Source organism: Aliirhizobium sp. YIM B11859 (genome assembly GCF_057163345.1).
In genome coordinates this window covers 339,416-352,269 of record NZ_JBXHAY010000002.1, presented here as the reverse complement: position 1 = coordinate 352,269, position 12,854 = coordinate 339,416, and the positions used below count along the sequence as shown (strand labels likewise).

10 protein-coding genes are annotated in these 12,854 nt (G+C 60.2%); 2 read left to right on the top strand and 8 right to left on the bottom strand.

What is annotated here, in order from left to right:
* Position 1: 1 nt before the first annotated feature.
* A complete protein-coding gene (locus AC2GXZ_RS07995) occupies positions 2-3,193 on the bottom strand; it encodes a maltotransferase domain-containing protein (RefSeq protein WP_483759378.1) in 3,192 nt (1,063 codons plus the stop codon).
* Between the two features lie 408 nt (positions 3,194-3,601).
* On the opposite strand from AC2GXZ_RS07995, the gene AC2GXZ_RS07990 reads away from it, so the two are divergent.
* The gene (locus tag AC2GXZ_RS07990; protein ID WP_483758624.1) at positions 3,602-4,600 is read left to right on the top strand and encodes a Gfo/Idh/MocA family protein; all 999 of its coding nucleotides are present in this window, start codon (positions 3,602-3,604) and stop codon (positions 4,598-4,600) included.
* Between the two features lie 28 nt (positions 4,601-4,628).
* On the opposite strand, the gene AC2GXZ_RS07985 is transcribed toward AC2GXZ_RS07990, so the two are convergent.
* The 5 genes from AC2GXZ_RS07985 to AC2GXZ_RS07965 form a co-directional block, all read right to left on the bottom strand.
* The gene (locus AC2GXZ_RS07985; protein WP_483758623.1) at positions 4,629-4,946 is read right to left on the bottom strand and encodes a BrnA antitoxin family protein; all 318 of its coding nucleotides are present in this window, start codon (positions 4,944-4,946) and stop codon (positions 4,629-4,631) included.
* The gene (locus tag AC2GXZ_RS07980) at positions 4,937-5,194 is read right to left on the bottom strand and encodes a BrnT family toxin (protein ID WP_483758622.1); all 258 of its coding nucleotides are present in this window, start codon (positions 5,192-5,194) and stop codon (positions 4,937-4,939) included. The genes AC2GXZ_RS07985 and AC2GXZ_RS07980 overlap by 10 nt, the downstream gene beginning before the upstream one ends.
* An 83-nt stretch (positions 5,195-5,277) precedes the next feature.
* The gene (gene ribB, locus AC2GXZ_RS07975) at positions 5,278-6,378 is read right to left on the bottom strand and encodes a 3,4-dihydroxy-2-butanone-4-phosphate synthase (protein WP_483758621.1); all 1,101 of its coding nucleotides are present in this window, start codon (positions 6,376-6,378) and stop codon (positions 5,278-5,280) included.
* 11 nt (positions 6,379-6,389) lie between these two features.
* A complete protein-coding gene (gene aroC, locus AC2GXZ_RS07970; RefSeq protein WP_483758620.1) occupies positions 6,390-7,487 on the bottom strand; it encodes a chorismate synthase in 1,098 nt (365 codons plus the stop codon).
* A gap of 222 nt (positions 7,488-7,709) precedes the next feature.
* Positions 7,710-10,859, bottom strand: coding sequence for a bifunctional diguanylate cyclase/phosphodiesterase (locus AC2GXZ_RS07965; RefSeq protein ID WP_483758619.1), 3,150 nt, complete (start codon positions 10,857-10,859; stop codon positions 7,710-7,712).
* A 296-nt stretch (positions 10,860-11,155) separates the two neighbouring features.
* Between AC2GXZ_RS07965 and AC2GXZ_RS07960 the strand changes: the two genes are divergently transcribed.
* Positions 11,156-11,416: a DUF1344 domain-containing protein gene (locus AC2GXZ_RS07960; RefSeq protein ID WP_483758618.1), complete on the top strand. Its 261-nt coding sequence runs from the start codon at positions 11,156-11,158 to the stop codon at positions 11,414-11,416.
* Between the two features lie 16 nt (positions 11,417-11,432).
* Here AC2GXZ_RS07960 and AC2GXZ_RS07955 read toward each other — a convergent pair whose 3' ends face one another.
* The gene (locus AC2GXZ_RS07955) at positions 11,433-12,020 is read right to left on the bottom strand and encodes a histidine phosphatase family protein (RefSeq protein ID WP_483758617.1); all 588 of its coding nucleotides are present in this window, start codon (positions 12,018-12,020) and stop codon (positions 11,433-11,435) included.
* Positions 12,021-12,035: 15 nt separating this feature from the next.
* Complete coding sequence (gene fabI / locus AC2GXZ_RS07950; protein WP_483758616.1) at positions 12,036-12,854, bottom strand: enoyl-ACP reductase FabI; 819 nt, start codon at positions 12,852-12,854, stop codon at positions 12,036-12,038.

The following is a 12,854-nucleotide window of genomic DNA, read 5'->3' as shown; positions in this document are numbered from 1 at the left end:
CTTATCTGACGCGCCATATGGCGAACGGCAGTCCTGCCAGCGGATCGAGCCGCAGGCGCTGGATCTTTCCTGTCCAGGTGAACCGGTTGCCGGCGATCAGGTCTTCAAGTTGAAGCGCGCCGTGATCCGGAAGGTTCCACGACCAGAGCGGAATTTCGACATCCGCCTCATGCGCGTTGTGCGGATCGAGGTTGACCGCGATCAGCAGCACGTTCTCGCGACCCGCACTCGCCTTCTCGAAAAACATGATGTTATCGTTCCATGCGGTCAAAAGCTGCAGGCCGAGATGGCTGTGCAGCGCCGGGTTCTCCCGGCGGATGCGGTTGAGAAGCGCGATCTCGCCCTTGATATTGCCCGGCCGGTCATGGTCCCAGGCGCGGATCTCGTATTTCTCCGAATCCGCATATTCCTTGCGCTTCGCATCCGGCCGACCTTCGCAAAGCTCGAACCCGTTATAGACGCCCCAGAGGCCGGACAGCGTCGCAGCAAGTGCCGCCCGGATCAAATAGGCCGGACGCGGCGCGTTCTGCAGAAAATCCGGGTTGATATCGTGGGTGTTGACGAAGAAATGCGGCCGGAAGAACTCCTTTGGTTCTTCCGTCGTGATCTCGCGCATATACTCTTCGAGTTCCCACTTGGCATTGCGCCAGGTGAAATAGGTATAGGACTGCGAGAACCCGACCTTGGCGAGCCGGTACATCACCTTCGGCTTGGTAAAGGCCTCCGACAGGAAGACAACATCGGGATGCCTTGAGCGGATATCGGCGATCAGCCATTCCCAGAACGGAAACGGCTTGGTGTGCGGATTGTCGACACGGAAAAGCTTGACCCCGTTATCGACCCATTTCTGCACCACGTCGCGTAACTCGGTCCAGAGTGACGGCACCGCCTCGCGGGCGTAGAAATCGACATTGACGATGTCCTCGTATTTCTTCGGCGGGTTTTCCGCATAGCGGATCGTGCCGTCCGGCCGCCAGTCGAACCAGCCGGGATGCGATTTAAGCCACGGATGGTCGGGTGACGCCTGGATGGCAAGATCGAGCGCGATCTCGAGCCCTTGCTCTTCTGCGGCATCCACCAGCCGGCGGAAATCTGCAAATGTGCCGAGTTCGGGATGGATCTCGTCATGCCCGCCGGCCTTGGAGCCGATCGCATAGGGACTGCCCGGATCGTTCGGGCCAGGTGTCAGCGTGTTGTTTTTGCCCTTGCGATTGGTGCTGCCGATCGGGTGGATCGGCGGAAAATACAGCACGTCGAAGCCCATTTCCTTGATCGCCGGCAACCGCCCGATCACGTCGTCGAACGTGCCGTGGCGATCCGGATCGCCGCTCTGCGAACGCGGAAAGATCTGGTACCAGCTTGCAAAAGCCGCAGCCGTCCGCTCGGCATCGACAGGAATGACGCTTGAGCGGGCGCGGTGCGGACGGCGATCGGCTTTCGCCATCAGCTCCGCCGTCTCCGGCAGCAGCAGCACTTTTGTGCGTTGCGCGTCGTTTTCGGCCGTCAGCCGGTCGAATAGAGCCTGCAGCTGCTGTTTCAGCTGGCCTGAACTGTGATCCAGCGCATCGAGCACCAGATTGATGCCCTCCTGGATTTCCAGCCTCAGGTCGAGACCCGCTTCGTATTTCTTGCCGAACTCGTAACGAAAGATCTGGAACGGATTTTTCCAGCCCTCGACGATAAACTCGTGCCGCCCCATCCGCTTCAGCGGAAACTCCGCCTGCCAGCGATCGTTGAGAACAAGCTGCATCGGCACTTCCTGCCAGTCCTCGTCATCGGCGGCACGGAACAGCAGGGCTGCGGCAAGCGGATCATGTCCGTCGCCGAATATGTCGGCTTCGACCTTGACTGTTTCGCCGACAACCCGCTTCACCACGAAACGCCCCTCATCGACCATGGGCGTGATCTTCTCGATCGCAAGCCGTGGCGTGGCGGCCGCATCCGCCGCACTCGGCACGGGCACGGCGTCAATGATCGGCTCCGACGAATACCCTTCGAAGATCCGGATTTCGCCCGGCTTCAGGGTCAGCTTCGCGTCGAAGACGTCATTTTCGTCATCGGGTGCCACCAGAGGCAGAAACGGTGAGGCCGCTTCCCTCAGCACGTTGAAAGGTGCGCTGGCCACCTTGCGCAGATCGCGGTTGAGAAGCACGACGCGCATCTTTTCCGATACGCGACTATCCTCCTGATCGGTCTGGAACAGGCCGACCACCTGACCCTGGCTTGCCGAAACCAGCTTCAGTGGCCGGCGGGCAAAACCGGCAGCCGTCTTGTTGGTACCGCCATTGGTGGCGCGGATATCGGCGGAAAGATCGTAGGAGCCCTGATCCTTCAGCCCGCGCAGCCCGGCTCCATCGCCATGCAGCGGATCGAGTGGTATCGAGGCTCCAAATTCGAAACCCATCGGCACCATCAGCCCGCTGGTAAAGGTCGATGCGAGTTTCAGCGCCCTGACAGCCTTGCGTTTCAGCACTTCGCAGCCATCCGTGCCATGCGCCAGCCGTTTGGCAAACGGTGCTTCGGGAAAGGCGATCTGGTAACCGAGATCGCGCTGGATCTGGTATTCGTCGAGGATCCAGCGTTCCTCCATGTCCCACCAGGCAAGCGATGAAAAACTGCCGTCGATACCGGTGTCGGCCATCGCCTTGCGATCGGCAAAGGCTGCCCCTGGTGTCCATGCGACGAAGACGGTTTCCGGCGCCGCGCGACGTGCGACGGCAATCAGGTCGAACCATGCTTCAGGCGCCACCCGGCCAATGCCGATGCAGCGGAAACCGGCGATGCCTGAGCCGACAAGCATGGCCAGCCGGTCACGCCAGCTTTCGATATGCCGCGCCTCGCGCATGAAATCGACGTAGCGAGCCCCAGCCTGCTGCGGCTTCAGCCGCGGGTCGGCCGCGACCGGTGGTGCGTGCTCACGATCGAGCGCGACCTGATCGATCACCAGGTCCAGCATGAATTTCAGATCATGTTCGCGTGCGGCCGATACCAGCGAGGCAATTGCTTGCTTGGGATCGTCACCGAGCCCAAGCTCCGGGTCGATGTGGTCGAAATTCCGTGTCGTGAAGATGCCCGCCTTGCCGCCATGGCCCAGTTCACCGCGCTCGAAAAGCGGGCCGGACAGGACCGTATCGAAGCCGAGATCCCGTGCATGGGCGAAAACTTCTTTCCACGCTTCGATCCCGTGCAGCATCAGCGGATGCACATAATAGATCTGCGGTGGAATATCGGTCAGCGAAATGCGGGAAGAAAATTGCGGGCGCGTGTTCATCGGTCTTGCCTGCCTTCAGGGGTTGGGGCCGTCGATTGGAGCCACGAAGTCGCGGGTCTAACTGCCGGGCGGTCACGCCGGTTCCGATAAAATTGTTGCAATAACGGCCGTCTCGCCCGCCCTGCCACGGCTTTCGGCGGCGAAGATATTGAAGGTAAAGAACAATCAGGAGTTGCTTGATGGGCACGTGTCGGGCGTGTTTCAGACGCCGGCATCATCGCAAGCGTCCATTCGCCACGCCCACAGCCTCGGCGATGACGATGTTACGGCTTCGCAAACTGCCTGCGATCCGTTTAAATCTCAGCTGCTGGATCTCGGGAGGAGCACGGTATGGGCAAGTTGCGGGTAGCAATGATCGGTCTCGGCATGGCGGCGGGGCATCATGCCCGGGCACTGCTCGATCTCTCCGATCAGGTCGAATGCGTGGCGGCTTACAGTCCGACGGCTGCCCGCCGAGACGCGTTTGCCGCTCAATATCCAATCCCGGTCGCCGACAGCATGGAAGCGATTTTCGATGACCCGGCGATCGACGCAGTGCTGATCATCACGCCACCTGCCAGCCACCTGCAACTCGTCCGTCATTCGGTGGCGAAGGGCAAGCACATCCTTCTTGAAAAGCCACTGGAGACCAGCTGGGACCGGTCGGAGGCGATCGTCGACCTTGCCAGGCATGCCGGGGTTTTGCTCGGCGTCGTGCTGCAGAACCGGTTCCGGCCGGCAGCGCTGGCACTTGACCTAATTGTCCGCACCGGCCGGCTTGGCCAAATGGTGGAAGCCTCCGCCGCCATCCGCAACTGGCGACCCCAGAGTTATTATGACGTCGAGGGCAGGGGAACCCGGGCAAGGGACGGTGGCGGCGTGCTTCTGACGCAGGGCATCCACACGATCGACCTGCTGCTGAGTTACGCAGGTGCGCCGAAGGAGGTGTTTTCCTTTGTTCGAACGTCGCCGATCCACACCATGGAGACGGAAGATCTGGTGACGGCCGCCTTTTCCTTCGAAAGCGGTGCGATCGGAACCCTGAACGCGACGACCTGCGCTTATCCCGGACTGCCGGACCGTATCGAGCTGATCGGCACGCAGGGCACGGCGGTGCTGTCCGGCGATACGCTGGAGGCTGCCTTTATGGATGGCACGGTTGCGAGCTTCGGGGGAGAAAAGACGATCGGCGCCGGTGCCGATCCGATGGCTTTCGGCCACGGCATGCACCGCGCCCTGATCGAAAATTTCCTCGGTGCGGTGAGAGGCGAAGAGACTTTGCGCGTCAGCGGCGAGGATGCGCTCAACGCCCATCGTTTTATCGAGGCTATCCTCGCTGCGAGCCGGTGAACCGTATCCGGCCGATCACCGGCAAAAATTAAAGTCCGGCCGCCTTGCGCAATTCTTCGGCCATCCGGCTGCGCCAGTCCTTGCCGGATGACTTGAACCGGTCGAGCACGTCGGGATCGAGCCTCAGCGTCACCGCCACCTTCGGCGCCTCGACCTTCGGTCGGCCACGACCCTTGCGCATCTCTTCGATCGCGTCGAAGAATTCCGGCGGCAGCATGTCACGCGCCGGCCGCATATTGGCCAACTCCTCGTCGGTCAGCGGAGGGCTATCCACCGCATCCCAGTCTTCTTTCGTATAGCCTCGTCCAGGCACAAATTCTTTCAAAACAGGATGCTTCATCGCCATAACAGCAGCCTCTTTTCTTTTGCATTTGCGGGTCGAAAGCTGACCAAGGAAACAGCTTCGGCGCCAAGCTTCGCGAAAATCACGACAGCTGTGCCATCCTCGAAATAGCCGATCGCCTTGGTGCGGCCGGAATGCCCCTTCTCCAGGACAGCGGTTTCCCATTGGAAAAAAGCCACGTCCTCGAAGTCGAGACCATGTTTTTCTATATTCGCAAGCCGCTTACGCTCGTCCCAGACAAATCTGACCATTATTCGTACACGAAAAATCGTCGCCCGACAACGAGCGACGATCCGATGAAACGAACGATGTTACAATCCCGTGATTGTGGGGGTCAGCAGATCACTGTTTCGGCGATCTGTATGCCGAAGCCTTCGAGGCCGACATAATGGCGTTCGCTGCGCGTCAGAAGCTTGATCGATGTGACGCCGAGATCTTTCAGGATCTGCGCGCCAAGGCCGATTTCAAGCCATTCGCTTTCGCGTGCCTGCGCTTCCGCATGGGCTTCCTGGTCATGGCGCATCTTGCGGCCGGTATCCGTCTGGCCGACGCCGACAGAGCCCTCGCGCAGATAGATGATGACGCCGCGGCTCTCTTTCTCGATCATCTTCATGTAGCGCTCGACCGAACGTTCGGCACCGAACACGTCCTGCGCGACGTTTTCCAGATGCAGGCGGACCGGAATGTCGACGCCATCGCGGATATCGCCAAAGATCACGGCGACATGCTGCATGGAATCCCAGGGCAGCGAATAGGCATTTGCCTTGGCCTTGCCGATCGGGGTGATGACGTCGAAGGACGACATCTGCTCGATCAGGGTTTCCTTGCGCTGCCGGTAGGCGATCAGGTCTGCGACGGAGACCTGCTTCAACGTGTTCTTGACGGCGAATTCGGCAACCTGCTGGCCGCGCATGACAGTGCCGTCGTCATTGACGAGTTCGCTGATCACGCCGATCGGCGGTAGGCCGGCAAGCTTGCAAAGATCGACGGCGGCTTCCGTATGACCGGAGCGCATCAAAACGCCACCCTCGCGGGAAATCAGCGGGAAGATATGGCCGGGACGAACGAAGTCGGCAGGGCCGACATTCGGGTTGGCCAAATTGCGCACCGTCAGCGTCCGGTCGTCGGCCGAAATCCCGGTCGTCGTGCCGTGTTTGAAATCGACGGTGACGGTAAACGCGGTCGTGTGGGCGCTGTCGTTTTCGGCCACCATGGCGTTGAGGTTCAGCCGCTTGGCCTCTTCGCGCGGCATCGGGGCGCAGACGATGCCCGATGTGTGACGCACGATGAAGGCCATCTTGTCGGGTGTGCAGTGAACGGCGGCGACGATCAGGTCGCCCTCATTCTCACGGTCGTCGTCATCGGTGACCACGACGATTTCGCCGGCTTCGAAGGCGCGGAGGGCGTCGACGACGCGTTTCTGATCGTATGCCATTGGGATATGTCCTAGCGGGTTCGGCCTGTCTGGGCCCTGTCACGGAGATAATGATCTGCGATGGCGCAGGCGACCATGGCCTCGCCGATCGGCACGGCGCGAATGCCGACGCAAGGGTCGTGGCGGCCCTTGGTGCGCACATCCACATTTCGACCGTCGGCATCGATCGACTGGCGCTCGGTCAGGATCGAGGAGGTCGGTTTGATGGCGAAACGCGCAACGATGGCTTCGCCGGTCGAAATTCCGCCGAGGATGCCGCCGGCATGGTTCGACAGGAAGATCGGCTTGCCGTCATTGCCCATTCGCATCTCGTCGGCATTGTCCTCGCCGGTCAGTTCGGCCGAGGCAAAACCTTCGCCGATCTCCACACCCTTGACCGCGTTGATCGACATCAGCAGCGAGGCGATATCCTGGTCGAGCTTGCCGTAGATCGGCGCGCCGAGACCTGCCGGCACACCTTCGGCAACCACTTCGACCACGGCGCCGATCGAGGAGCCTGCCTTGCGGATACCGTCGAGATAGTCTTCCCAGACCGGCACCATAGCCGGGTCAGGGCAGAAGAACGGGTTTTGGTCCACCTGCGCCCAGTCCCAGTTGGCGCGGTTGATCTTGTGCTTGCCGATCTGGACGAGCGCGCCACGGACACGCGCACCGGGCACGACCAGGCGTGCAATGCCGCCGGCGGCGACGCGGGCGGCGGTTTCACGGGCCGACGAACGTCCGCCGCCGCGATAGTCGCGAATGCCGTATTTGACGTCATAGGTATAGTCGGCATGGCCGGGGCGGTAACGCTGGGCGATCTCGCCATAATCCTTCGATCTCTGGTCGGTATTTTCGATCAGCATGGAAATCGGCGTGCCGGTCGAGATCATCGTCTCGCCGTCCTCGTCGAACATCACGCCGGACAAAACCTTGACGATATCGTCCTCGCGCCTTTGGGTGACGAAACGCGACTGGCCCGGCTTGCGCTTGTCCATCCAGGCCTGGATGCCGGCGAGCGTGAAGCGAAGTCCCGGAGGGCAGCCGTCGACGACGCAGCCGAGTGCAGGCCCATGGCTTTCCCCCCAGGTCGTAACGCGGAAAAGGTGACCGAACGTGTTATGGGACATCAATGCTGCCTGGCTGCTGGTGCCTCGCAATCTTTGAAAGATGGCGAAACACGGATTTCAAGGTTTGCAGCGTCCCTTCGCATCGCAGGCAGACCGTGCGGCGCCGAGCGTTGGAAGAGCCGTTTTACCGAGGCTTTCATAGGCAAAAGGCCACGCCCGGACAAGCCTTTCTTGCGCCGGCATGGTACGGTGCCGGTGAACAGTCCGGTCACCTGAAGGCAATCATGCGGCCGGCTGCTTCCAGCCCTTGCGCGCCGCCTCCGTCAGTTCGTCGAAGGGCAGGGGCCGCGCGAAGGCGTAACCTTGCAAGACGTCGCATCCCAGTTCGCCCAGCATGCGCGCATGATCGAAAGTCTCGACGCCTTCGGCCACCGTTTCCACGCCAAGCGAGCGGGCGATGTCGATGATCGACCGCACCAGCGCCCGTTCCTGCGGTGCATCGAGGATCGGCAGCACGAGTTGCTTGTCGATCTTCAGCCGCTTCGGCTTCAGTTTCAAAAGGCTGACGATCGACGTGTGCCCGGTGCCGAAATCGTCGATTTCGACGTCGATCCCGAGTTCCTTGATCTTCTCGAGATTGGCGATGACGATACTGTCGCTATCATCGAGGAAAATGGATTCCACCAGCTCGAAGGCGATCTCACCGGGAACGATCAGCAATCCGCTGAGCATTTCGACCAGATGATGGTCGTGCAGGCGACGCGCCGAGACATTGACCGAGACGCGTGGAATGGCGGTGCCTTGCGCCGTCCACCGCATCTTGTCCTTCAGTGCCGTCTCCAGCACGATCTGGTCTAGCAGTGCCGTCACGTTGAGATCGTCGGCGATCTTCAGGAACTGGTCAGGCATCAGCAGGCCGCGTCGCGGATGGTTCCAGCGGATCAGCGCCTCCACACCGATCAGCCGGTTGGTCGCAGCGCAGACCTGTGGCTGGTACCAGGCGGTGAACTCGTGGTTCTCGATGGCGGACAGAAGTTCGTCGGCCGTCCGCTTGTGGTCGATGATTTCCGCATGCAGGTTCTGGGTGAAGAATTCGCTGCGATTGCGACCCAGGCCCTTGGCCCGATAAAGGGCAAGGTCGGCATTGACGAGAATGCGCCGGGCGTCGACATGGAAGCCGTTTGCCTCCGCAATCCCGATCGATACGCCGCAACGGCAGGAAAACCCCTCGAAGTCGACCGGCTGGCGGAAATCGGAAATGATCCCCTCGGCAAGCCTCGCCAGCTCGTCCTGATTGGAGCGGCCGCGCACCAGAATGACGAATTCGTCTCCGCCGATCCGCGCCACGAGATCGTCTTCATCGACATTCTGCGCAAGGATGCGCGAGGCATGGACCAGCATCGCGTCACCGGCGGCATGTCCAAGCGTGTCGTTGATCTGCTTGAACCGGTCGAGATCGAGATGCAGCAGGGCGAATTTCTGTCGCCCGCCCGTCCGGCTCAATGCATCGAGTTCCAGATCGAGCTTGCGGCGGTTGGCGAGCAAAGTCAGCGGGTCGTGCAGGGCGTTGTGCTCGATCCGGCTCTTGGCGATTTCCAGTTCGCTGTTCTTGGCATCCGCTTCGGTCTTGGCCTTCTGCAATTCGACGGTGAGGATCGTGTCCTTGGTCACGTCGAAGGCAAGCCCGATGAGTTTTTTCGAGCCGTCCTTGCCGACATGCAGCTGTCCGACGGAACGGACATAGCGGATCGTGCCGTCCGCCTGCGGAACGCGCACAACCAGCGCTTCTTTTGTATTGCCGCGCAGATAGGTTGCCGAGGCATTGATCGCGATCGGCCGGTCTTCCGGCGCAATCAGGTTCAGCCAGCGTTCCTGGGTCATCATCCCGTTGGTGAAGGGAATGCCGTAAAGCTGGCACATGCGTGTATCCCAGGTCTCGGTGCCGAGCGCCGGGGTATATTCCCATATGCCGCAGCCATAGGAAGCGAGCGCGAGGTCGAGCTTGCTGGAAAGTTCCTCCAATTGTCGCTCACGGTTGGACAGCTCGTCGAGAGCGAGTTCCAGCTCGGCATTCTTGACGTCGGCATTGGCCTTTGCGTTGCGCAAGGTCTGCGCCATCAGCATGTCAGCGGTCACGTCCCAGACGATGCCGGTCATGCGCTGGCTGCCGTCGATATTCTCGTAGCGGGCGCCGGCTGATCTCAGATGGCAGATCGCGCCGCTCGGCAGGATAATGCGGTATGTTTCGCTGCAGGGTTCGTAGAGCTCTGCCCATTTGAGGAAATGTGCCTCAGCTTTGGCCCTGTCTTCTGTCACGACCAGTTTCAGCAGATCGTTCAGCCGCTGCAGTTCGAGACGCGAATGCGCCCCGTGAAGCGCTCTCGCACGCCGGTCCAGGAAAAGCTGGACCCCGTCGCCATTCACCTCCCAAATGCCGATATTGGAGGCTTCCATCGCAAGGTTGAAACGCTGCGAAAGGTCGAGAAGATTGGCTTCGCGTGCCTTCAGTTCGGCAATGTTGCGGTTGCGCTCGGATAGAAGGCCCATGGCGATGATGATCGGCAGGATCACCGCAAGCGCCCCGAAGGCCAGCAGCAGCCGGAAATTATGCTGGCTGGCGGGCACGATATCCCAGCCGCTCTTCGGCGCCATGGCCAGTTCCCAGCGCGACCCGGCAATCTCGATCGTCTTTGTCAGAGGTTGCTGGCTCTCGACATCGTCATCGCCGAGAAAAGCAAGATATTCCGGTCTCGACGCATCCCGAAGCGCGAAATTTGTCGAGGTGAGGTCGATCATGCCTGGTTTGGGCTGATCACCCTGAAGCAGCATGCCGGAGGCCTGGAGCAGCGCGGTTTTGTCGATGACGATGGCGAGTGCGTCGCGTGCGGGACGAGATGCATTGTCCTCCGAAGTGATCGGAACGACGAGGGTGATGTAGTTCTCCTGCGAGCCGGTGAGAACGAAAGGCCCGTTTGCCGCTCGGGCGGTATCGAGATCGGTACCGACCTGTTCGGAGCTGAACGGGCTCGGCTGGCCCGGTTCAACCAATCCGGCGGGGGTATGTATCTGGGAGATGGCAAGGCCCGGCGCGATGACCACGGCCGCAAAATGCTGGTGACCCCTGAACGTCAGGTCGATGAGCTGGCGATGACGCTCGGGCGTGATGTCGGGTTCATGGAAAAGCTGGTGCGCCAGGATCTCGGCATCCTTGATGTCGCTTTCGAGATGCCCGGCCAGTCTGTGCGACATGGAGGCGGCCGTCTTTTCCACCTCTTCCCTCAAGGCCGCGCGACCGGCATCGATATTGCGGCGATCGATATTGAAGGCGATTGCGACGATGCAAAGAGAGATGGAAAGGGCGATCAGCAGCGAGATTGGATTCGAGGTGATGATACTCTGCCAGCTTAAATGATGCGGCGGCCTGAATTTCACTGTACTGATGCCCGTCGTTAACGTCTCTGAATGAACTTATATTATAGATATGCCGAGTTAATTTATCATTTCCGGAAATTATCAACAAAGAGGCTTCCGGAAATGCCGTTTAATACTGTGTAAAGCATGTCTCCGTCCGAGATGGAGCAGAGGCAGGATGTATCCGGTGTAATTTTGTTAATATAAATGCCTCGTTTTGAGCATGAAATGCCATGATCGAGGGCGAATTTCGCCACATTCGGAGGTGATCTTTGCATCGGAACGAAACACAGCGGACCTCGTCAAAGGCCTTCACAATGCGCATGCTCATCGCCACCCTGCTCGCCACCGCCAGCATCTTCTCGCCGCTCAACAGCTGGGCGCAGAGTGCAGATGTGGAAGCGACGATCAAGGCTATCGACATGACCGCGCTCAGCCTGACGCTGGACGACGGCAAGACCTACAAGCTTCCGGAGGAATTCAACTTCGAAGGGCTGAAGGCGGGCGTGAAGGTTCTGGTTTTCTACACGATGGTGGATGGAAGTCGGACCGTCGACGATCTCGAGATCGTTCAGTAGGCCGTTGAGGCGGCTGTCAGATCCAGCCGATATCCTGTTTTTCGACATCTATCCTGACGATGCGGTCCTGATGGATCGGCATGGTGGAAGCATCTTCTTCTTCGACATTGCCGACAATGCGGAAAAGCGAGCGCAATACGCCGCCATGCGCCACGGCAATCGTCGGTTCTTTCAAGGAAGAAAGCCATGCGCCGACGCGCCAGGAGAGAATTTCGTAGCTCTCCGCATCGGCGCCTGGCGGGATGAAGCCCCACTTGTTTTTTGAACGCTCGCGAAGGCGCTCCGGTTCGGTCTTCTTGATTTCGGCCGTCGTATAGCCTTCCCAGTCGCCGAACGAGAGTTCCTTCAGCCGTTCGTCGGTTCGGTAGCCCATGGGGTCGAGCCCCATGGCCGCACGGATCCGTTCCATCGTCTCGCGGGTGCGCCCGAGCGGGCTTGCGACGAAGTCAAAATCCTCGGCGGATCCGACGAGAGCGCTGAGCGCCTCGCCGTTCTGTGTCGCCTGGGCGCGTCCGATTGCATTGATCGGGATATCCCGCTGTCCCTGCAACCGGCCTTCGGCATTCCAGTCCGTCTGGCCGTGACGGATCACATAAACGATCACGGCAGATGCCTCGCTTTAGTCCTTGATGACGGAAATATCCGGCGCGTCGACCGCCTTCATGCCGATCGTGTGGTAACCGCTGTCGGCGTGATGCACTTCGCCGGTCACCGAGCGGGACAGGTCGGAGAGCATGTAGAGGCCGACATCACCCACTTCCTCGATGGTGACGGTACGACGCAACGGTGCGTTATATTCGTTCCACTTGAGGATATAGCGGAAGTCGCCGATGCCCGACGCGGCGAGCGTCTTGATCGGGCCGGCCGAAATCGCGTTGACACGAATGTTCTTCGGGCCAAGATCGACGGCGAGGTATTTTACGCTGGCTTCGAGTGCCGCCTTTGCAACGCCCATGACGTTGTAGTTCGGCATGACCTTTTCCGCACCGTAATAGGTGAGGGTCAGCATCGAGCCGCCATCGGTCATCAGCTTTTCGGCACGACGGGCGACCGACGTGAACGAGAAGACCGAGATCTGCATCGTCTTGGCGAAATTGTCCGCCGACGTGTCGACGTAACGGCCGGTCAGTTCGTCCTTGTCGGAAAAGCCGATGGCATGAACGATGAAGTCGATCTTGCCCCAATGGCGCTCGATATTGGCGAAAACCTCGTCGATCGTCGACTCGTCACTGACATCACAGTGACCTGCCATGAAGGCGCCGAGTTCGGCAGCCAGCGGTTCGACCCGCTTCTTCAGGGCATCGCCCTGGTAGGTGAAGGCCACTTCGCCGCCATTGTCGACGATGGCCTTGGCAATGCCCCATGCGATGGAGCGGTTGTTCGCAACGCCCATGATGAGCCCGCGCTTGCCTGCCATAAGGCCGGATGCCTGAACCAT